The organism is Stenotrophomonas veracruzanensis, from assembly GCF_032911525.1.
Taxonomy (GTDB): Bacteria; Pseudomonadota; Gammaproteobacteria; order Xanthomonadales; family Xanthomonadaceae; genus Stenotrophomonas; species Stenotrophomonas africana.
The window spans coordinates 97,498-118,486 of the sequence record NZ_JAWJTI010000002.1; the positions used below are offsets into that span (position 1 = coordinate 97,498).

The following is a 20,989-nucleotide window of genomic DNA, read 5'->3' on the forward strand; positions in this document are numbered from 1 at the left end:
TCAGCCCCTTACCAGTTGCGGAAGCGCTTGGGCGGGTCGTACAGGCCGCCGGACCAGCGCACCAGGTCCTTCACCGAACGCGCCGCCAGCAGGTCACGGCTGGCATCGCGCACGGAGATGCCAAGGTCATCGGGACGGCGGATCACGCCGCGGTCGCGCAGGTTTTCCACCATCGTGCGGTCGCGGCCCAGGCCCACGGCGGTATAGCCGGCCACGCCGCGGATCGCCTGTTCGCGCTCCTCAGGGGTGCGGCACAAAAGCAGGTTGGCGATGCCTTCTTCGGTCAGCACATGGCTGACGTCGTCGCCATAGATCATCACCGGCGGCAGCGGCATCTGTGCGCGCTCGGCCAGTTCCCAGGCATCGAGGCGGTCGACGAAGGCCGGCGCCATGTGTTCGCGGAAGGTTTCCACCATCTGCACCACCAGCTTGCGCCCGCGAGGCATCTCACCCGGGCGTGCGGCCTGCTGGCCGGCCTTGATCCAGGCCTCGCTGGCATGGCGCCGGCCACGTGCATCGGAACCCATGTTCGGTGCGCCACCGAAGCCGGCGATGCGGTCGCGGGTGGCGGTGGAGCTGTTGCCCTGCAGGTCGATCTGCAGTGTGGAACCGATGAACATGTCGCAGGCGTACAGGCCGGCGGTCTGCGAGAACGCGCGGTTGGAACGCATCGAGCCATCGGCACCGGTGAAGAACACATCGCCTCGCGCGGCGATGTACTTCTCCATGCCCAGTTCCGACCCGAACGAATGCACCGATTTGACGAAGCCCGATTCGATCGCCGGAATCAGTGCCGGGTGGGGGTTCAGCGCCCAGTGCTGGCAGATCTTGCCCTTCAGCCCCAGCGATTCGGCGTAGGTCGGCAGCAGCAGCTCGATGGCCGCAGTGTCGAAGCCGATGCCATGGTTGAGGCGGTTGACGCCGTACTCGGCGTAGATGCCCTTGATGGCCATCATCGCCATCAGCACCTGGATCTCGGAGATCTGCGCCGGGTCGCGGGTGAACAGCGGTTCGATATGGTTCGGCTTCGGCGCCTGCACCACGAAGTTGACCCAGTCAGCGGGTATGTCGACGCGGGGGAGGGTGTCGACGATCTCGTTGACCTGGGCGATGACGATGCCGCCACCGAAGGCGGTGGCCTCGACGATCACCGGCGTGTCTTCGGTGTTCGGGCCGGTATAGAGGTTGCCGTGCCGATCTGCGGCCTGCGCGGCCACCAGGGCCACGCGCGGGGTCAGGTCGATGAAGTAGCGGCCGAACAGTTCCAGGTAGGTGTGGATGGCACCGATCTGGATGCGCCCTTCAGCCACCAGGTTGGCCAACCGTACCGACTGCGGGCCGGAGAACGAGAAGTCCAGTTTCGAAGCGATACCACGCTCGAATACATCCAGGTGCGACGGCAAGGACAGCACCGACTGCACCATGTGCAGGTCATGCACGCGGGCGGGGTCGAGGTCGGCCAGGGCTTGGGCGAGGAAATCGGCCTGCTTCTGGTTGTTGCCTTCCAGGCAGACCTTGTCGCCCGGTTCCAGCAGTGCATGCAGCAGTTCACCCACATCGGTGGCGGCGACCTCGCGTCCCCGGGCCCACGGCGCGGCACGTTCCAGGCGCCCCTGGCGGCTGCGTTCCAACGTATCCCAGCTCAGGTTCATCGACCGGCTTCCGATGGGTGTTGATGTAATTACGACATAATTACAAAAAAGGATGCAACCTGCAGTGCAGCAAAAGGAAGGGCCCGCGCGGAGGCGGGCCCATTCAGGTTGGGGGTGTGCCGACCAGCGGTCGGCACCCACCGGTTCGCGAGTCGCTCAGAACTTCCAGCGCAGGCTGGCCGACACGAAGCGCGGCTCGCCGAAGTTGTTGTAGTCCAGGTTGGCCCAGTAGGTCTTGTCCAGTGCGTTGCGCACACTCAGCGTTGCGGTCCAGCTGTCGCTGATGCGGTAGTTGGCGTTGAACTGCACCAGCGAATACGCCGGCTGGTTCACCGTCACCGTGCCGCCCAGCGGGTAGGCGATGTTGTAGCCCTGCACCTTGCTCTGCCACTGCACGCCACCGCCAACGCTCAGGCGTTCCAGCGCACCGCGCAGCTGCAGCTGGGTGTTGAGCTGCAGCAGATCCTTCGGCGGGTTGGCGTACAGCAGGTCGGTGGCGGCACGGGTGACCTTGACGTGGGTGTAGCCGGCATTGACCGTCCAGCCCGGCAGGATCTCGCCGTTGACGTCCATCTCCCAGCCGCGCGCCTTGGTGCCGTTGACGCCGATGTAGGCGGAGGTGCCATCGCTCAGCGAACCTTCCGGCACGCCCATGTCACGCACGGCGTAGTTGTCCTGCTTGGCCTCGAACACGGCAGCATTGGCGGTCAGGCGGCCGTCCAGCCACTGGGTCTTGATGCCCGCTTCCAGGTTCGAGCCCTGTACTGGTGCCAGCAGGTTCTCGTTGCGGTCCTTGAAGTTCTGCGGGTTGAAGATCTCGGTGTAGCTGGCATAGGCCGACACGTTCGGGGTGATGTCGTAGACCAGGCCCACGTAGGGGGTGACTTCATCGCTCACTTTGTACGCACCGCTGGTGCCGGTGTAGGCGCCTGCGGCGTTGTACGAGCGGCTGAGGGTTTCCCAGCGGCTCAGGCGTGCGCCGGCAATCAGCGACAGCGGATCGGCCAGGCGCAGGCGGGTGGCCAGATAGACGCCACTCTGCGTGGTCTTGGCCACGCGGCGCGCGCCGGTGCGGCGGTAGGTCACCTCGGAGATGTCGCCGTTCCAGTTGTACACGTTGGGAATGTAGTAGCAGCGCTCGCCGCCGCAGCGCGCCCAGTCGTTCGGGAAGTCCAGTGCCAGGGTGTTGGTGGTGCCTTCCAGGTCCGACCACTGCGCGCCGACGGTGAGGTCGTGGTCGCGGCCGAACAGCGGGAAACTGCCGGTCAGGTAGGCATCGACGTTGCGGCGGGTGTCCTTCGAATCACCGGCGGCGGCACGCAGGTAGATGCCCGAGCCGGTCACCGGGTCCGGGTTGCCGGTGCCGTACAGGCGCACGTTCTGCACGTTGCCGCGGGTGTAGGCGGTATTGATCTTCAACAGCCAGTTGTCGCCGAAACGCTGTTCCAGGTTGGCGAAGGCGGTATTGCTCTCGCGCTTCCAATAGCTCCACTTCGGCGACAGGTTGGTCGAGCGCGGCAGGTGCGCGAAATTGCCCTGGCTGTCGAAGAACGGCACGGTGCCCCAGGTTGAACCGGTGGGGTTGTTGTCCTGGCTCTGGTAACCCAGGGTGATTGTGGTGCTGTCGGTGATGTCGCCTTCCAGCACTGCCATGCCGGCCATCTTGTTCTCGTCGTAACGGTCGTAATACAGGCCACGATCGGTGTAGGCAGCGACCACGCGGCTGCGGAAGCGGCCGTCGGCGGTCAGCGGCGCGGTCACATCCGCCTCCATGCGACGGTAGTCCCAGCTGCCGGCGCTGACCGCGAACGACGCGTCGAACTCCTTGCCCGGGCGCTTGCGCAGCAGGTTGACCGTGGCCGAGGGCACGCCGGCGCCGCTGAGCAGGCCGTTGGCGCCGCGGATCACTTCGATACGGTCGTAGAAGGCGGTGTCGTACTCCTGGTTGGTGGAGCCGCTGTAGGTGGGGATGCCATCAACCTGGAAGTCGGTGATGGCAAAGCCGCGCGCGTAGTACAGCGGGCGCTGGGTGTCATAGAAGGACACGCTGACGCCGGTGACGTTGCGCATCACATCGTTAATGCTGAACAGCGACTCGTCCTGCAGGCGCTGCAGGCTGATCGCAGTGGCCGACTGCGGGGTTTCCTGCAGGGTGATCGGCAGGCGGGTGGAGCTGGAGGGCGGAGCGGACTGCTCGGCACGCACGCTCACCCGGTCCAGGGTCTTGGCGTCGGCAGCGCCATCGGTGGCGGCGAACACGCTGGGCGCGGCCAGCAGGGTCAACGACGAAAGCAGGGCAGCCGGCAGCAGCGCGCGGCGGGGCAGGCGGTTACGGAAGATCAGGGACATGGTGGGCTCGAGGCTCGGAAGCGGGGAAGGGCGGCAACAGTCGTCCAGCACCCGGGGCGGCGGCTTCGGGCACGGTCAGGTCCATCTGGAAGGGCGCGGTCACCGCGCAGGACGCAAATGTAAATAATTCTTAACAACATTACAATTCGCGTCATTGTGCGCAGGGTTCCCGGCACGGGGAATCGCTTTCCGTAGAGCCGAGCCATGCTCGGCTGCTTTTTGCCGGAGCCGAGCATGGGCTCGGCTCTACAGGCGGTAGCCTGCCCAAACGCGGACGGCCACCCGAAGGTGGCCGTCCGTCTGCATCGAAAGCAAACTGCGGGCTTACAACGCCTGCAGTTCCTCATTGGCGTTGCGCTTTTCCTTGGCCGCTGCCGGCACTGCAACCGGAGCGGGCGATGCCGCGTTCGCATCCACCGGCACCTCCAGATACGGCAGATGCAGGGTCTGGCTGGTCAGCGTACGGATCTCATTGACCAGCGCGGCGCTGTCGTTGAGCTTGCGCCCGTACGACGGCACGATCTCGCGCAGGCGGGTTTCCCAGCCGGCCTTCATCTGGTCCGGGAAGGCCTTGGCCATCAGGTCCAGCATGATCGGCGGCGAGGTCGACGCGCCCGGCGAGGCGCCGAGCAGGGCGGCGAGGGTGTGGTCCTTGTCGGTCACGATCTCGGTACCGAACTGCAGCACCGGGCCCTTCAGCGGATCGCGCTTGATGATCTGCACGCGCTGGCCGGCGGTGACCAGCTTCCAGTCACCCGGCTTGGCGTTGGGGAAGTACTTGACCAGTTCGGCCTGGCGGTCGGCATCGTTCAGGCGCGCCTGGCCCATCAGGTACTGCACCAGGTCCAGGTTGTCCTTGCCCACTTCCAGCATCGGGCCGACGTTGTTGTGGTTGACCGAGGAATACAGGTCCCACCACGAGCCGTGCTTGAGGAACTTGGTGCTGTACAGCGCGAACGGCCCGAACAGGACCACCGGCTTGCCGTCCAGCTTGCGTGCATCCAGGTGCGGCACCGACATCGGCGGCGAACCGGTCTCGGCCATGCCGTAGGCCTTCACGCCATGGCGGGAGGTCACGTCCTGGCCCTGGAAGGCGAGGAACTGGCCACCGACCGGGAAGCCGGCGTAGTCCTTCGATTCCGGAATGCCCGACATCTGCAGCAGCTTCAGTGCGGCGCCACCGGCACCGATGAACACGAAGCGGGCGTGGGTGGTGGACTCGGTACCGGCCTTGAGGTCCTTCACCGTCACGTTCCAGCTCTTGTCGGCGTTCTGTCGCAGCGCGCTCACTTCATGGTTGAGGTGCAGGCTGAAGTTCGGGCTGCGCTGCAGGCCGGTGGTCAGCTGGCGGGTGATCACACCGAAGTTGACGTCGGTGCCCAGCGGCATCCAGGTCGCGGCCACCTTCTGCTTCGGGTCACGGCCTTCCATCAGCAGCGGTGCCCACTGCTTGATCTGTGCCGGATCCTCGGAGTACTGCATGCCATAGAACAGCGGATTCTTCACCAGGGCCTGCTGGCGCTTGTGCAGGTAGGCAATGTTGTCATCGCCCCAGACGAAGCTCATGTGCGGGGTCGGGTTGATGAAGTCGCTGGGCTGGCTGAGCCGGCCTTCCTTCACCTGGTGCGACCAGAACTGGCGCGAGACCTCGAACGATTCGGCGATGCCGACCGCGCGCTTGGTCTCGATGCTGCCGTCGGGCAGTTCCGGGGTGTAGTTCAGTTCGGCGAAGGCCGAGTGACCGGTGCCGGCGTTGTTCCAGCCGTCGGAGCTTTCACCGGCGACGCCGTCGAGGCGTTCGTAGACCTGGATGTTCCAGTCCGGCTGCAGTTCCTGCAGGTAGGTGGCCAGGGTGATGCTCATGATGCCGGCGCCGACCAGCACAACATCGACGGGCTTGTCGTTGCTGGCGGCGGGCACCGAGCGCTGGGTCAGCGGCCAGTACAGGAACAGCGCGGCGGCCAGCAACAGCAGCACGAGCAGGGCGAGAAGAGCCTTGCCAAATTTCTTCATGGGGGCGGGATCGTTGGCGGAGGGGAAGGGGTCAGGATGCGCGTGGGGCAGGGAAAGGGCGTGAAGAAACAACGCCTTGCAACATCCTGGCGCGATTCTAACTGGTTCCGGTCCTTTTTTGATGCAACGCAGCATCCGATGTTTCGCGGTCCCGTCACCAAGGCGGGCGGGGCCGCTCTGGCGATCGCATCCGTGGTAGCGCCAAGCCATGCCTGGCGGCGACGCCTTCAATCAGACGAGCTCAAGAATCTCATCGCCGGCCTCATCAATCTCGCCGGTCGGGCGCCAGCCCAGGCGCCGGTAGAAGCCATGCGAGCGCGAACGCGGGTCGGCCGAACAGGCCAGGAACAGGCGGGTGTGGCCGGCATCGCGGGTCAGGCTCACCACTTCCTGCAGCAGTTGGCGGCCGATGCCGCGGCCTTCGTACTCTGGAAGCAGGGCCAGCACCAGCACCTCGCCGCTGTCGCGGTCGGCAAAGCAGTAGCCGGCCATGCGCTCGCCCTCCCAGGCGACGCGGCCAATCGAATCGCCCTGGGCGATGCCGGCCGCCCAGCTGTCCCCGGTGATGCCCAGCTGTGCCAGCTGCTCGGCACTGAAGGCGTTCTCGCGGGTGCGCCCACGCAGGTCGATGCAGGCGGCGGCATCTTCGGGGCGGGCATCGCGCAGGTACACGGGCATGCCGGACATCCTTGTAATGGTCGGCCCGCCAGTATCCGCATCGCGCATGGACCCGGTGTGTAGGCTCGATGGAGATCCGGTGGAGCAGAAAAGGGGACGGAGGGGATTAAGTCGTCTTTGCCCCGTATGTCGTTTGGCCTTGAACGCCTTGATCCCCTCCGTCCCCTTTTCAGCGCTTGCGTCGGATCAATGCCGAGGATGCATCCAGCACGGCGCGGGTCAGCAGCGCCATGGTCTGCACGTCGCCCTTCCAGTGCTGCCAGTACAGCGGCACGTCTTCCCACGCGCGCTGGCGTACGTAGACCAGCCGGCCGGCGTCCAGGTGGCGCTTGACCAGCGGCAACGGGTTCATGGTCCAGCCCATGCCGCCTAGGTTGGCCTGCACGAAGGCGCGGGTGGAGGGAATCCACCAGGTTGGTGCAGTGCTGGGCAGGTCGTCGCCGGCCATGCGCCGGGCGAAGCGCGACTGCATGTCGTCCTTGCGGTTGAACACCAGCACCGGCGCCTGCGCCAGCGCCTGCGCGGTCACGCCCTTGGCGAAATGACGCTCGCGGAACTCCGGCGTGCAGGTCGCCGCGTAGCGGATGCTGCCCAGCGCATGGATCTGGCAGCCCTGGACCGGCTCGTCCAGCGTGGTCACCGCGCCCAGCACCGTGCCCTGGCGCAGCAGCTCCACGGTGTGGTCCTGGTCCTCCACGCGCAGGTCCAGGGTGGTGCCGGTGCTCTGTGCGAACTGCGAGGCGGCCTGCGGGAACCAGGTTTCCAGGCTGTCGTGGTTCACCGCTACCGGGATGCTGGCCTGTGGCAGATCCTCGTCGGCCAGACCCATCCGGTGCAACGCATCATGTTCGAGCAGGGCGGTCTGCTCGGCCAGCTGCACCAGCAACTGGCCTTCGGCGGTGGCGGTGGCCGGGGTGCCACGCTTGACCAGCAGCCGGCCGATCCGGTCCTCCAGCGCCTTGACGCGCTGCGAGACGGCCGACGGCGTGACATTGAGCGACTGCGCGGCGCGGTCGAAGCTGCCTTCGCGGATCACTGCGGCCAGGGCACGCAGCTGGGCATGATCGATACGCATGGAATTAAGTTCCGCTAATGTTGGTTTAGGAAGTTTAGCTCGTCTTTTCCATGTTGCGGCGCGACAATGGCGCTCGTTCCGGTGCTGTCCGCCTTCGCGAGGCACCGTCCCCCCAGGCAAGCAAAGGCAGTGAATCCCATGTTCTCGGTCATCTCCGCCAGCACCGGCCTCGGTGCCTGGTTCTCTGGTGCAGCTACCGGCATCGGCCTGTTCGCCGTGGTCGGCGCCCAGAGCGCCTTCATCCTGCGCCAGGGCATCCTGCGCAAGCACATCGTGCCGGTGGTTGCCACCTGTGCGGCCATCGATGCGATCTTCATCTTCGCCAGCGTGGCCGGCCTGCGCACGCTCACCTCGGCACTGCCGTGGCTGACCACCGCCGTGCTGTGGACGGGCGTGGCTTTCCTGGCCTGGTATGCGATGAAGTCGGCACGTCGTGCGATCGCCGGCGGCGGCGGCATGGGCGAGGCTGACAGCGACGACGGCAGCCGCCGCGCGGTGCTGATGGCTGCGGTCGGTTTCTCGCTGATCAACCCGCACTTCTGGCTGGACATGATGGTGATCGGCTCGATCGCCGAGAACTTCGGCAACGCCCGCATGGCTTTCGCCGCTGGTGTGGTCACCGCCAGCTGCCTGTGGCTGACCGCGCAGGGCCTGGGCGCACGCCTGCTGGCACCGCTGTTCACCAAGCCCAGTACCTGGCGCGTGCTCGACGGCACCATCGCGGTGATCCTCAGCATCCTGGCCCTCACGTTGGCGGTGCGCGGGGTCCACTGACCCGGCGCACGCCCCCCGAACCCACGTCCTGACTCTCTCTCCAAGGTAGTGGTAACGACGGCACCGGCAACGGTGCCGTCGTTTTTTGTGCCCACTGGCGGGGCGGCCGCTGGCCTGCCTAGAATCGGCAAATCTGGACAGGGTGTCCGGCAGGGAGGGGGAAGGATGCGCAGGACTGTATTTGCCGCGCTGCTGTGCGCGGTGGTGGGCGGAACGTCGGCGGGGAACGGCGGGGTGGACCTGGAGAAGTACCTGAAACCAGAGTCGTTTTCGGACGTCAAGCTGTCGCCGGGGGGCGACTATGTGGCCGGCACCGTACCGCTGGACGATTCCACCGCGCTGGTCATCCTGCGCACGTCCGACCGCAAGCCTGCGGGTGTATTCCGGCCACAGGCGAAGAACCATGCCAACAGTTTCGAATGGGTAAGCAATGAACGCCTGCTGGTCGGCCTGGCCGAGAAGCTGGGCGCGCTGGATACTCCGCAGCTCACCGGCGAACTCTACGGCGTCAATGTCGATGGCAAGGGCGGCGAACTGCTGGTCGGCTACCGCGTGCAGGGCCGTGGGCTGGGCACGCGCATCCAACCGAAGAAGGTCGAGGCGGTCGCGGCGTTCCTCACCGACGAGCTGCCCGGCGATGACCGCAATGTACTGATCGCGGTGTGGCCGTTTGCCGATGATCCCTATACCCGCGTGGAGCGGCTGGATGTGGTCAGCGGGCGCCGCGTGCGCGTTTCCGGCTCACCGGTGCAGCGCGCCGGATTCACCACCGATGACAAGGGCGAAGTGCGTTTTGCCCTCGGTGCGGCGTCGGACAACGTCCAGAAGCTGTACTACCGCGCCGGCACCAACGCGCAGTGGTCGCTGGTCAATGACGAGTCGCTCAGCCACAGGGTCGAGGGCGCGCTGGGCTTTTCCGAGGATGGCACGCTGGCTTACCTGCAGGTCGAGCAGCCCAGCGGCCCCGACACCATCGTCAGCTGGAATCCGCAGAGCGGCGAACGGCGTGAGGTGCTGCGGGATGCGGTGGTCGATCCTTCAGCGATCATCCGTCGCCCGGGCACCCGCGTGCCCGTAGGCGCACTGTACCTGGGGGATGCACCGCGCACCCGGTTCTTCGATGAAAAGGGTGCCGATGCCCGTCAGTACCGCAGCCTGGAAGCGGCGTTCGGTGGCCCGGTATTCATCACCTCCAGTACCCGCGATGGCGGCAAGGTGGTGGTGCAGACGTGGTCGGGCAGCAACCCCGGCGATTTCTACCTGTTCGATACCCGCGCCAAGGCCGCCGAACATCTGGTCAGCCGCAGCGAGTGGATCGATCCCAAGCTGGCCGCCAGCGTGCGTCCGTTCTCGTTGAAGGCGCGCGACGGTACGGCACTGCATGGCTTCCTGACGTTGCCCAACGGCAGCAGTGGCCGCGATCTTCCGTTGGTCGTGGTGCCACACGGTGGTCCCATCGGCGTTTTCGACAGCGGCGGTTACGACCCTGAATCGCAGATGCTGGCAGCGGCCGGCTATGCCGTGCTGAAGGTCAATTTCCGTGGTTCGTCCAACTACGGCCGTGCCTTCACCCAGGCCGGCGCCAGGCAGTGGGGCGCGGCCATGCAGGACGATGTGACCGATGCTACGCGCTGGGCCATCGCCGAAGGCATCGCCGACAACAGCCGCGTCTGCATCTACGGTGCCAGCTACGGTGCGTATGCGGCAATGATGGGCCCGATACGCGAGCCGGGGTTGTACCAGTGTGCGGCCGGCTATGTCGGCGTGTACGACCTGCCGCTGATGTTCACCAATGACGCCCAGTCCAGCGATTCGGCCATGACCTGGCAGCGCGAATGGGTGGGTGATCCTAAGACATTGGGGGCCAGTTCACCGGTGAACCTGGCCAAACAGGTAAAAGTGCCGGTGTTCCTTGCTGCAGGTGGCGAAGACACACGCGCGCCGATCAAGCACACCGAGCGCATGGAAGCCGCGCTGAAGGCGGCCGGCTCGCCGGTGGAGAGCCTGTATTACCGAACCGAGGGCCATGGATTCTACCGGCCAGAGCACCAGCGCGAGTACTACCGCAGGCTGCTGGCCTTCCTGTCGCGCAGCCTGGGCGGCAGCACCGCCAACGCCAGTCCAGCCGCAGGTGCTGACAAGGCGCCGTGAAGCAGACCCGCCGCGATCAGCGGACCCGGTGCCGGGCAGGGGGAGCCCGGCTTCAAGGAGGACGTCATGAAGCATGCAAGGGTACTGGCCGCATTGATGGCCATATGCGGCTGGGCTGGGGTGGAGGCTGCGGAAGTTTCGCTGGACGGCTATGTGCGTCGTGCGGAGTTCAATGACATCCAACTCTCGCCTACCGGCGAATACATTGCCATGACCTTGCCGCTGGAGGGCGCGACCGCCGTGGCGGTCCTGCGTACCGACACGATGGAACTGGTCGGCAATTTCCGGCCGCCACGCAACAATCATGCTGCCGAGGTCGACTGGGTGAGTGACACCCGTCTGCTGATCGGGCTGGCCGAAAAATGGGGACCGCTGGACCAACCGCGGCCGACGGGCGAACTGTACGCCATCGACGCCAATGGCAAGCGCGGTGATCTGCTGGTCGGTTACCGTGCGCGCCCGGACGAGCCCGGCTTCGTGACCGGACGGGTGGCCGAGCAGGTCGCTGCATTCCTGGCCGATCCGCTCGCTGCCGACGAGCGCAACGTGTTGATCTCGCTGTGGCCATTTGCCAACGACACCAATACGCGGTTGGAACGGATGGATGTCATCACCGGGCGCCGCGTCCTGGTCTCGCGCTCGCCGGTGCAGCGCGCAACGTTCACCACCGACAATCAAGGTGAACTGCGCTTCGCCCACGGTGCCGCCGCCGACAACGTCAACAAGCTCTACTATCGCCAAGACCGCGAGTGGACCCTGGTCAACGACGAAGGCAGCAGTCATCGCATCGAACGCCCGATTGGCTTCTCCGCCGATAATCGGCTGGCCTACCTGGTGGTGGAGCAGGCCCGCGGCCCCGATACGGTGGTCAGCTGGGATCCGGTCAGCGGAGAACGGCGTACGCTGCTGCAGGACGACACCGTCGACCCCACCCGCGTGGTCTACCAGCCCGGCACGCGCGTGCCGGTGGGTATCCAATTCGTCGGCGCCGTCACGCGCACCGCCTTCTTCGATGAGCAGTCGCCGACCGCCAGCATCCAGCGCAAACTTGAAAAGGCGTTTCCAGGGCAGGCGGTGAGCCTGGTCTCCGGCACCCGTGACAACACGCGGCTGCTGATCAAGGTGAGCTCGGCGACCAATCCAGGCGACTATTTCCTGTACACCACCGCCACCCGCAACGCCGCTTTTCTCACCAGCCGTCATCGCTGGTTTGATCGCGAGGGCGGTGCCAGCGTGCGTCCGGTCACCCTGGCTGCGCGCGATGGCCTGCCGCTGCAAGGCTTCCTGACCCTGCCCAAGGGCAGTGATGGCCGCAACCTGCCGATGGTGGTGGTCCCGCATGGTGGCCCGATCGGCGTATTCGATGACGGTGGTTTCGAGCGCGAGAACCAATTGCTTGCCGACGCCGGTTATGCGGTGCTGCAGGTCAACTTCCGTGGCTCGGGCAACTACGGCCGTGCACATACCCAGGCGGCTGCCCAGCAATGGGGCCGCGCGATGCAGGACGATGTGACCGACGCCACCCGTTGGGCGATCAGCCAGGGCATCGCCGACAGCGGACGCATCTGCATCTACGGCGCCAGCTACGGTGCGTACTCAGCCATGATGGGCGTCGTGCGCGAGCCCGGGCTGTACCGGTGCGCGGCAGGCTACGTCGGCGTGTACGACCTGCCGTTGATGTTCAAGCGTGGCGATATCCAGGATCGTGCTTCGGGCGTGACTTACCTGCAGCAGTGGCTGGGCGACCCGGCCACGCTGGGGGCGGTGTCGCCGGTCAATCTGGCAGCGGGCATCAACGTACCGGTACTGCTGGCCGCCGGTCGCGAGGACCTGCGTGCGCCGGTTCAGCACACCGAGCGCATGGAAGCGGCGTTGAAGCAGGCCGGTGTGCCGGTGGAGGCGGTCTACTATCCGCGCGAAGGGCATGGCCTGTACAGCGAAGCGAACCAGCGCGATTACTACACCCGGTTGCTTGCCTTCCTGTCGCGTAGCCTCGGGGGTGGTACAGCAGCTGCGGCGACGGCTTCGAGCAAGGTCAAGGCACCCTGAAACACGCGCGGCGGCAACCATCGTGGTTACCGCCGCAGTGAGCGGGTGTCACTTCACCCCGTGCATCATCCGCTTCAGCAGCGGCGCGGCGATGAAGGCCAGCACCGCGCAGCCCAGGCCGATCCACATCAGCAGCCAGAACAGGTGCGCATAGGCGCCGGCGGCCGCGGCCATGTCCATTGTTTCGCCTTCGGGCACGTCAATCGCCGCCAGTTTGCCGAACAGGGCGGCCAGCGTTTCCGAAAATGCCGTGGCGAGGAACCAGGTGCCCATCATCAGGCTCATCACCCGCGGTACCGCCAGTTGGGTGACCGCCGACAAGCCGACCGGCGACAGGCACATCTCGCCACTGGCCAGCAGGAAGTAGGCCAGCACCAGCCACCACACGCTGGCCATCTCGCCGGTGGCGCCCACCTGCTGCGCGGCCAGTGCCAGCGGCACGAACGACAGCGCGCCGATCACCAGGCCCCAGGCTGATTTGACCGGCTTGCCCGGTTCCCAGCCGCGGCGGTCCATCCACGTCCACAGTGCGGCGAAGGCCGGTGCCAGCAGCACCAGGAACAGGCCGCCGAGGTAGGTCAGCGAGCCGGCGGTCTGCGGAATCACCAGGCAGTCGCGTACCAGCAGCACCAGCATCAGCACGACGATGGCGGCGAAGAACGTGCGTGGCGCAGATGAGCCCGGACGACGCTCGGACAGCCGCGCGCTGACCACGAAGCCCAGCGGTGCCAGCAGCAGCGAGATGATCGACCAAGGCAGCGGCGTACCGCCGGTGATCACCAGCGAGGGCACGATGTCCTTGGTCAGCAGGCGGTCGGTGAAGGTCACCCACGAGCCGTAGGACTGCTCGTACATCGTGAAGAACACCAGCGCCATGAAGATCAGCACCATCAGCGCGATCATCTGCTGGCGCTGCACCGGCGTGCACTTGCTGCCGGTGAACCAGGCGAACCAGACCAGCACGCCGCCCAGCACCACCAGCATCAGCATCAGCGCCAGGCTGACTTCACCACCCAGCGCGAACGCGCCGTTGCCGGCCGCCCACATCAGCCACGCCACCGGCAGCACACCGAGCACCGCGCATAGATAGATGAGCCATTCGCGCGGCAGGCCCAGCACCTTCTGCTTCAGCGCAGCCGGCTGCGGTGGCTCGGCGTGACCCTGCAGGTATTTCTGGCCCCACAGGAACATCGCCAGGCCGGCCAGCATGCCGATACCGGCCGCACCGAAACCGTACTTCCAGCCGTAGGCCTCGCCGAGGAAGCCGCACACCAGCGAAGAGAACAGCGCGCCGAGGTTGATGCCGGCGTAGAACAGCGAGAAGCCCGAGTCGCGGCGCGGGTCGTCCTTGGGGTAGAGCTTGCCGACGATGGTGGAGATGTTCGGCTTCAGGAAACCGACGCCCATGATGATCAGCGCGAGCGAGAGGTAGGTCACTGCCAGCGCCGAGGTGTCGCGCACCACTTCACCGTTGACCCGGTAGGCCGCGTGACCCTCGAACGCCATGCCGAGGTGGCCGAGTACCAGCAGGATGCCGCCGAACAGCACCGCCCGGCGCATGCCCAGCCAGCGGTCGGCCAGCATGCCGCCGAACACCGGGATGCAGTACACCAGGCCACCGTAGGCACCGAGCAGGTCCAGGCCGGCCTTGTCGCCGAACAGGTGGTACTTGGTCAGGTAGAGCAGCAGCAGCGCCTTCATGCCGTAGAAGGAGAAGCGCTCCCACATTTCGGTGAAGAAGCAGACGTATACGCCCTTGGGATGGCCCAGGAAGTCGTCGGAAGCGGTAGCGGCAACGGTCATTGACGGCGGGGACTGCGGAAAGGGCGCGATTATAGAAGGGGAGGGGCCGGATCACGGTGCTTATGACAAATGCGACTTAATCCCCTCCGTCCCCTTTTTGCTGCAGGTGTGGCCTGGCCTTGCCGGATCGGCCGGTTGGCGTTGCCGGGCGGGTCGGGGAAGGCGTTGGGCCATGTCCGGCGGTGACCATGCGCACTGGACTTGCCGGCCCCTGAACGCTAGCGTGATCGGGATTTTTTGCCAGCAGGGGCTTCCATGAACCACGACGCTGCGCCCAAGCAGCTCACCTTCCGCGCAGTGGCCCTGGCCATCGTGCTGGCGGTGGTGCTGTCGGCCGCAAACGCCTACCTCGGTCTGTTCGCAGGCCTGACCATCGCCACCGCCATTCCCGCCGCGGTGATATCCATGGGCGTGCTGCGCCTGCTGGGCGGTGGCTCCATCCTCGAAAACAACATCGTGCAGACCGGCGCTTCGGCCGGTTCGTCGATCGCCGCCGGTGTGATCTTCACCATCCCGGCGCTGGTGATCATGGGGTACTGGCCGGACTTCAAGTACTGGTGGGTGCTGGGCATCGCCGGTCTCGGCGGCCTGCTGGGCGTGCTGTTCTCGGTGCCGCTGCGCCGTTCGATGATCGTCGAAGACCCGCTTCCGTTCCCGGAAGGCAAGGCGGCGGCAGAAGTGCTCAAGGCCGGTGAAAACCCGGGCCCGGGCCTGAAGATCCTCGGCCTGTCGGCGGTGATCGGTGCCTTCGTCAAGCTGGCCGCGGAAAGCGGTATGCGCCTGATTCCCGATGCCTGGGCTACCTCGGCCTACGTCGGCAGTTCCAAGATCACCGCCTTCATCGGCACCAACCTGTCGCCGGCGTTGCTGGGCGTGGGTTACATCGTCGGCCTCAACGTCGGCATCGTGGTGGTGTCCGGTTCGATCCTGACCTGGCACATCGCCATTCCGATCTACCAGGCGTTCTTCATGAACACCGATCCGGCACTGGCCGCGTCGGTTGCCGCGGCTTCGTCCACCGAGGCGGCGTTCGCCATCTGGGGCGCGAAGATGCGCTACCTGGGTGTCGGCGCAATGCTGATCGGCGGCATCTGGACCCTGATCTCGCTGCGCAAGTCGCTGCTCAACGGCGTCAAGAGCGGCTTCGCCGCCGCCCGCAAGAGCGGCGGCCCGGTACTGGCGCACACCGAGCGCGACCTGCCGATGAAGTGGATGCTGGTGGCCCTGGTGGTGTTCGTGCTGCCGCTGCTGGCCCTGTACCAGGCCATTGTCGGCCAGTGGCACGTGTCGATCCCGATGACCCTCATCATGATCGTCGCCGGCTTCCTGTTCGTGTCGGTCTCGGCCTACCTGGCCGGCCTGATCGGTTCGTCCAACAACCCGGTCTCGGGCATCACCATCTCCACCATCCTGTTCGCCTCGGCCGTGCTGGTCGTGCTGCTCGGCAAGGATGGCCTGCAGCCGGTCGGCGCCTTCGGCGCGCCGCTGGGTGCGGTGGCCGCGATCATGATCGGCGCGGTGGTGTGCTGTGCCGCAGCGGTTGGCGGTGACAACCTGCAGGACCTCAAGGCCGGCTACATCGTTGGCGCCACCCCGTGGAAGCAGCAGCTGATGCTGGGCATCGGTGCGTTCTCGTGCGCGCTGATCATGGCGCCGGTGCTGAACCTGCTGGCCACCGCCTACGGCATCGGCGTGAAGTCCGAGCTGCACCCGAACGCACTGGCCGCACCGCAGGCCAACCTGATGGCCTCGGTGGCCAAGGGCCTGTTCGGTGGAGAACTGCCCTGGACCTTCATCGGCATCGGTGCCGTGGTCGGTGCCGCCATCATCGCGTTCGACAGCTGGCTGAAGTCGCGCAATGCCCGCTTCCGCGTGCCGGTGCTGGCTGCCGCCATCGGCATCTACCTGCCGCTGGAACTGATGGTGCCGATCTTCCTCGGCGGCCTGATCGCCTACCTGGTCGAGCGCTTCCACAAGGTGCGTGCCGATGACGAGGAAGGCCGCGACCGCGTGCACAAGCCGGGCGTGCTGTTCGCCGCCGGCCTGATCACCGGTGAGGCACTGATGGGCATCGCCATCGCGATTCCGATCGTGGTCAGCAGCCGCGCCGACGTGCTGGCCGTGCCGTTCCACCTGCCGGGCGCACAGTGGATCGGCCTGGCCGTGCTGTTCCTGGTTGGCTGGCTGATCTACCGCACCGGCAAGCGCGCCGTGGCGTAAGGGATGGGTAGTGCCGGCCAGCGGCCGGCACTATCGTCGCCCCCCCCCGACAGACCGCGCTACGGCGCGGTTTGCTTTTTCTGGCGGCGGGACCGCCCCCAACGGCAGCCATGACCGATGGCCTTGGCAGCCCCGGCCGCACGGGCCTACCATCGGTTTTTTGCCGTCCTGCGGAGACCCCGATGAAACTGCGTCATGCCCTGCTGCCACTGAGCCTGCTGGCCGCCCTGCCCAGCGTTGCTGCTGCCCGTGGCCTGGAAGTCCGCGACATGGTGGCCATGGACCGCGTCTCCGCACCGGTGCTGACCGCTGACGGCGGCACCGTGGTGTTCGCCAAGCGCAGCGTGGACGCCAACCTGAAGGCCTCCACCGCGCTGTTCGCGCGCAACCTGCGTACCCGCGATGCGGCCCCGCCGAAGCAGATCACCCCGGCCGGCTGGAACGTCAATTCTGCTTCGCTGTCGGCCGATGGCCAGACTGTGTACTTCCTCAGCGCCAAGAACGGCAGCCAGCAGCTGTACGCGCAGCCGATCAGCGGCGGCACCCCGCGCCAGCTGACCGATTTCCCGGTGGACGTGGACAGCTACCACGTGTCGCCGCAGGACGACCGTGTGCTGTTCAGTGCCGGCGTGTTCCAGGCCTGTGCCTCGGACCTGGCCTGCACCGAGAAGAAGCTGAAGGACGTTGCCGGCGCCAAGGCCAGCGGCAAGGTCTTCGATTCGCTGTTCGTGCGCCACTGGGATACCTGGAACGACGGCCGTCGCAACACCCTGTTCGTGGCACCGCTGCCGATGGCCAAGGCTGGTGCGGTCAAGGGCGCTTCGGCACTGAGCGCGACCATCGATGGCGATGCACCGTCCAAGCCGTTCGGCGGCAATGATGATTTCGCGTGGTCGCCGGATGGCGCCAGCGTGGTCGCCAGCATCCGCGTGGCCGGCAAGCAGGAGCCGTGGTCGACCAACTTCGACCTGTACCGCTTCGACGCTGCGGGCAAGCAGGCACCGGTCAACCTGACCGCCTCCAACCCGGCCTGGGATGCCGGCCCGGTGTTCAGCGCCGACGGCAAGACCCTGTTCTACCGCGCGATGAAGCGCCCGGGCTTCGAGGCTGACCGCTTCGGCCTGATGGCGATGGACCTGGCAAGCGGCAAGACCCGCGAGATCGCCCCGCAGTGGGATCGTTCGGCCGGCGGCATCACCCTGTCCGCCGACGGCGCCAGCATCTACACCACTGCAGATGACCTCGGCGAACACCCGCTGTTCCAGATCGACGTGGCCAGCGGCAAGGCCACCAAGCTGATCGGCGACGGCAGCGTGACCTCGGTGGACGTGGCCGGCAACAGCGTGGCCATCACCCGCAACAGCCTGAAGAGCAACGACCAGGTGCTGGTCGGCCTGCTGCCGGCTGCGGGCGAAGCCATCGGCGAACTGCGCGCGCTGACCCCGGCCGCCGGTGACGTGCTGAAGGACGTCAACTTCGGCGACTTCGAACAGTTCGAGTTCAAGGGCTGGAACAACGACACCGTGCATGGCTACGTGGTCAAGCCGCACAACTACCAGGAAGGCAAGTCGTACCCGGTCGCGTTCCTGATCCACGGCGGTCCGCAGGGCAGCTTCGGCAATGGCTGGAGCTATCGCTGGAACCCGCAGACCTATGCGGGCCAGGGCTACGCCGTGGTGATGATCGACTTCCACGGTTCCACCGGCTACGGCCAGGCGTTCACCGATGCGATCAGCCAGCACTGGGGCGACCGCCCGCTGGAAGACCTGCAGAAGGGCTGGGACGCAGCGCTGAAGAAGTACTCCTTCCTCAACGGTGACAAGGCCTGTGCGCTGGGCGCCAGCTACGGCGGCTTCATGGTCAACTGGATCGCCGGCAACTGGAACAGCCCGTTCAAGTGCCTGGTCAACCATGACGGCGTGTTCGACCAGCGCATGATGGGCTACGCCACCGAAGAACTGTGGTTCACCGAGTGGGAGCAGGGCGGTACCCCATACCAGAAGGCTGCGAACTACGAGAAGTTCAACCCGGTCAACCACGTCGCCGACTGGAAGAAGCCGATCCTGGTCATCCATGGCCAGCAGGACTTCCGCATTCCGGTCGAACAGGGCCTGGCCGCGTTCACCGCTGCCCAGCGCCAGGGCATCGAATCGAAGTTCCTGTACTTCCCGGATGAAAACCACTGGGTGCTGAAGCCGAACAACAGCATCCTGTGGCATGACACCGTCAACGCCTGGCTGAAGCAGCACATCGGCAACTGATGACTGCAGCGCCGCCCTCCGGGGCGGCGCTTTTGTCTCCGCCGGTGGGTGCCGACCGTTGGTCGGCACACCTTCCACCAACAGCAGCCGAGCATGGCTCGGCTCTACACGAGCACCTGCATGATCCAGAACGACATCGTCGTCTTCGGTTTGATCGCCGCCACGCTTGGCGCCGTGTTCTGGACCGCCTCGCGCGAGCAGGGCCTGTGGAAGCGCTTCTATACCTTCGTCCCAGCGCTGCTGCTGTGCTACCTGATTCCCGGCATCTACAACACCGTCGGCCTCATCGACGGGCAGAACACCAAGCTCTACAACCCGATCGCGCGCGACATCCTGCTGCCGGCGGCGCTGATCCTGCTGACCCTGGCAGTGGACATCAAGGGCATCCTGCGGCTCGGCCCGAAGCTGGTGCTGATGTATCTGGGCGCTTCGGCCAGCATCATGCTCGGTGCGGTGGTGGCGTTCCTGGTGATGCGCGCGATCCATCCCGACACCGTGGCCGGTGACACCTGGGCCGGCATGGCCGCACTGGCCGGCAGCTGGATCGGCGGTGGCGCCAACATGCTGGCGATGCGCGAAGTGTTCGACGTCAATGCGACCACCTTCGGTCAGTTCGCGGTGGTCGATGTCGGCGTGGGCTATGTGTGGATGGCCGCGCTGATCTTCCTGGCAGGACGTGCGGCGAAGATCGATGCACGCAGTGGCGCTGATACCTCGGCCATTGATGAACTGAAGGAGCGCATCGCGCGATTCCAGGCCGAGCACGAGCGTATTCCCAGCCTGACCGACCTGATGCTGATTGTGGCGGTCGCCTTCGGCGGTGTTGGTCTGGCGCATGCGATCGGTGCACCGCTGGCAGCGTGGTTCAAGGCCAATGTCGGCTGGGCCTCGCAGTTCAGCCTGGATGCGCCGTTTGTGTGGGTGGTGGTGCTGTCGACCACGCTGGGCCTGAGCCTGAGCTTCACCCGTGCACGCAATCTCGAAGGCGCGGGCGCATCGCGGCTGGGCTCGCTGCTGCTGTATTTCCTGATTGCCTGCATCGGCATGCAGATGGATCTGCTGGCGTTGCTGGATCGCCCATGGCTGTTCCTGCTCGGCCTGATCTGGATCGCCGTGCACATCGCGCTGCTGTGGTGCCTGGGCAAGCTGCTGAAGGTGCCGTTCTTCTACTTCGCCATCGGTTCGCAGTCGAACATCGGTGGCCCGGCTTCGGCACCGGTGGTGGCCGCGGCGTTCCATCCGGCCCTGGCGCCGGTGGGCGTGCTGCTGGGCACGATGGGCTATGCCACCGGCACGTACCTGGCCTACATCGTCGGCATCACCCTGCGCGCGCTGGCCGGGCAGGGATGATCCTGTAGGGCCGAGCCCATGCTCGGCTTCTCTTCGTCGTCACCTGCACGAATACAAAAGCAGCCGAGCATGGGCTCGGCTCTACAGTAAATCCACGCCACGCGTGTGCGCTTTACGCCACCGGCAATCCGCGTTCGACCAGCCACGCCTTCGCGTCTTCGGCGTCCTGTTCGAACCACGCCTGGGTAGACCCCAGCCGATACGTATACCCCCAGGTATCCATGTCGGCCATCAGACGCGCACTGCCGACACCGGGCAGCTGCCCGGCCAGCACGATCTGCAGGTAGCAGGTGGCATCTTCCTCGGCAACCGAGTCGGTGGCGTCGGTGTGCACCTGCGCACGTCGCTCCGGCGGCAGCACGATCAGGTGGCAGGCTTCGTGCAGCATCGAGTGCACCGGCGTGTCATCGCGCACGTAGACGTTGCTGGCGATGATGCCGGCCTCGGGTTCGCCCCAGTAGCTGCCGGGAATCGGTTCACCGGCCGCCACGTGGTGCAGCCGCAGGCCATGCGCGGCGAGCAGGCACTGCGCATCGGCGAAGGCGATATCGCCCACGCAGGTGATGTCCACGGCGGTTGTCGTATCGGTCATGCGGGTCGGGCAGCCCCGCCCA

The 20,989-nt window shown here is 66.0% G+C and carries 13 protein-coding genes; 6 read left to right on the top strand and 7 right to left on the bottom strand.

The window, feature by feature from the left end:
* Positions 1-8: 8 nt before the first annotated feature.
* The 5 genes from mdcA to R1H25_RS02285 all read right to left on the bottom strand — a co-directional run bounded on the left by mdcA (position 9) and on the right by R1H25_RS02285 (position 7,767).
* The gene (gene mdcA / locus R1H25_RS02265; RefSeq protein WP_057499715.1) at positions 9-1,652 is read right to left on the bottom strand and encodes a malonate decarboxylase subunit alpha; all 1,644 of its coding nucleotides are present in this window, start codon (positions 1,650-1,652) and stop codon (positions 9-11) included.
* A gap of 156 nt (positions 1,653-1,808) precedes the next feature.
* Positions 1,809-4,001 carry a TonB-dependent siderophore receptor gene (locus tag R1H25_RS02270; protein WP_317222545.1) on the bottom strand — a complete coding sequence of 731 codons (2,193 nt, stop codon included), beginning with the start codon at positions 3,999-4,001 and terminating at the stop codon, positions 1,809-1,811.
* Between the two features lie 324 nt (positions 4,002-4,325).
* A complete protein-coding gene (gene mqo / locus R1H25_RS02275; protein ID WP_088480557.1) occupies positions 4,326-6,014 on the bottom strand; it encodes a malate dehydrogenase (quinone) in 1,689 nt (562 codons plus the stop codon).
* A gap of 231 nt (positions 6,015-6,245) precedes the next feature.
* Positions 6,246-6,692: a GNAT family N-acetyltransferase gene (locus R1H25_RS02280; RefSeq protein WP_049445959.1), complete on the bottom strand. Its 447-nt coding sequence runs from the start codon at positions 6,690-6,692 to the stop codon at positions 6,246-6,248.
* A 169-nt stretch (positions 6,693-6,861) separates the two neighbouring features.
* A complete protein-coding gene (locus R1H25_RS02285) occupies positions 6,862-7,767 on the bottom strand; it encodes a LysR family transcriptional regulator ArgP (protein WP_317222546.1) in 906 nt (301 codons plus the stop codon).
* Positions 7,768-7,905: 138 nt separating this feature from the next.
* Here R1H25_RS02285 and R1H25_RS02290 point away from each other — a divergent pair, with 138 nt between their 5' ends.
* The 3 genes from R1H25_RS02290 (at position 7,906) to R1H25_RS02300 (ending at position 12,741) form a co-directional block, all read left to right on the top strand.
* Positions 7,906-8,541, top strand: a complete 636-nt coding sequence (locus R1H25_RS02290) for a LysE/ArgO family amino acid transporter (protein ID WP_005408523.1) — start codon at positions 7,906-7,908, stop codon at positions 8,539-8,541.
* Positions 8,542-8,706: 165 nt separating this feature from the next.
* The gene (locus tag R1H25_RS02295; protein WP_317222547.1) at positions 8,707-10,692 is read left to right on the top strand and encodes a S9 family peptidase; all 1,986 of its coding nucleotides are present in this window, start codon (positions 8,707-8,709) and stop codon (positions 10,690-10,692) included.
* Positions 10,693-10,758: 66 nt separating this feature from the next.
* A complete protein-coding gene (locus tag R1H25_RS02300) occupies positions 10,759-12,741 on the top strand; it encodes a prolyl oligopeptidase family serine peptidase (protein WP_317222548.1) in 1,983 nt (660 codons plus the stop codon).
* A gap of 48 nt (positions 12,742-12,789) precedes the next feature.
* On the opposite strand, the gene R1H25_RS02305 is transcribed toward R1H25_RS02300, so the two are convergent.
* Positions 12,790-14,544: an oligopeptide:H+ symporter gene (locus R1H25_RS02305; RefSeq protein WP_317222549.1), complete on the bottom strand. Its 1,755-nt coding sequence runs from the start codon at positions 14,542-14,544 to the stop codon at positions 12,790-12,792.
* A 255-nt stretch (positions 14,545-14,799) separates the two neighbouring features.
* On the opposite strand from R1H25_RS02305, the gene R1H25_RS02310 reads away from it, so the two are divergent.
* From R1H25_RS02310 to R1H25_RS02320, 3 genes are all read left to right on the top strand, one after another.
* Positions 14,800-16,764 carry an OPT family oligopeptide transporter gene (locus tag R1H25_RS02310; RefSeq protein WP_057500138.1) on the top strand — a complete coding sequence of 655 codons (1,965 nt, stop codon included), beginning with the start codon at positions 14,800-14,802 and terminating at the stop codon, positions 16,762-16,764.
* Positions 16,765-16,946: 182 nt separating this feature from the next.
* Complete coding sequence (locus R1H25_RS02315; RefSeq protein WP_317222550.1) at positions 16,947-19,025, top strand: S9 family peptidase; 2,079 nt, start codon at positions 16,947-16,949, stop codon at positions 19,023-19,025.
* A 93-nt stretch (positions 19,026-19,118) separates the two neighbouring features.
* On the top strand, positions 19,119-20,375 hold the full coding sequence (locus R1H25_RS02320; protein ID WP_373695545.1) for a DUF819 domain-containing protein: 1,257 nt from the start codon (positions 19,119-19,121) through the stop codon (positions 20,373-20,375).
* A 112-nt stretch (positions 20,376-20,487) separates the two neighbouring features.
* Here R1H25_RS02320 and R1H25_RS02325 read toward each other — a convergent pair whose 3' ends face one another.
* A complete protein-coding gene (locus tag R1H25_RS02325) occupies positions 20,488-20,967 on the bottom strand; it encodes a hypothetical protein (protein WP_317222552.1) in 480 nt (159 codons plus the stop codon).
* Between the last annotated feature and the right edge of the window lie 22 nt (positions 20,968-20,989).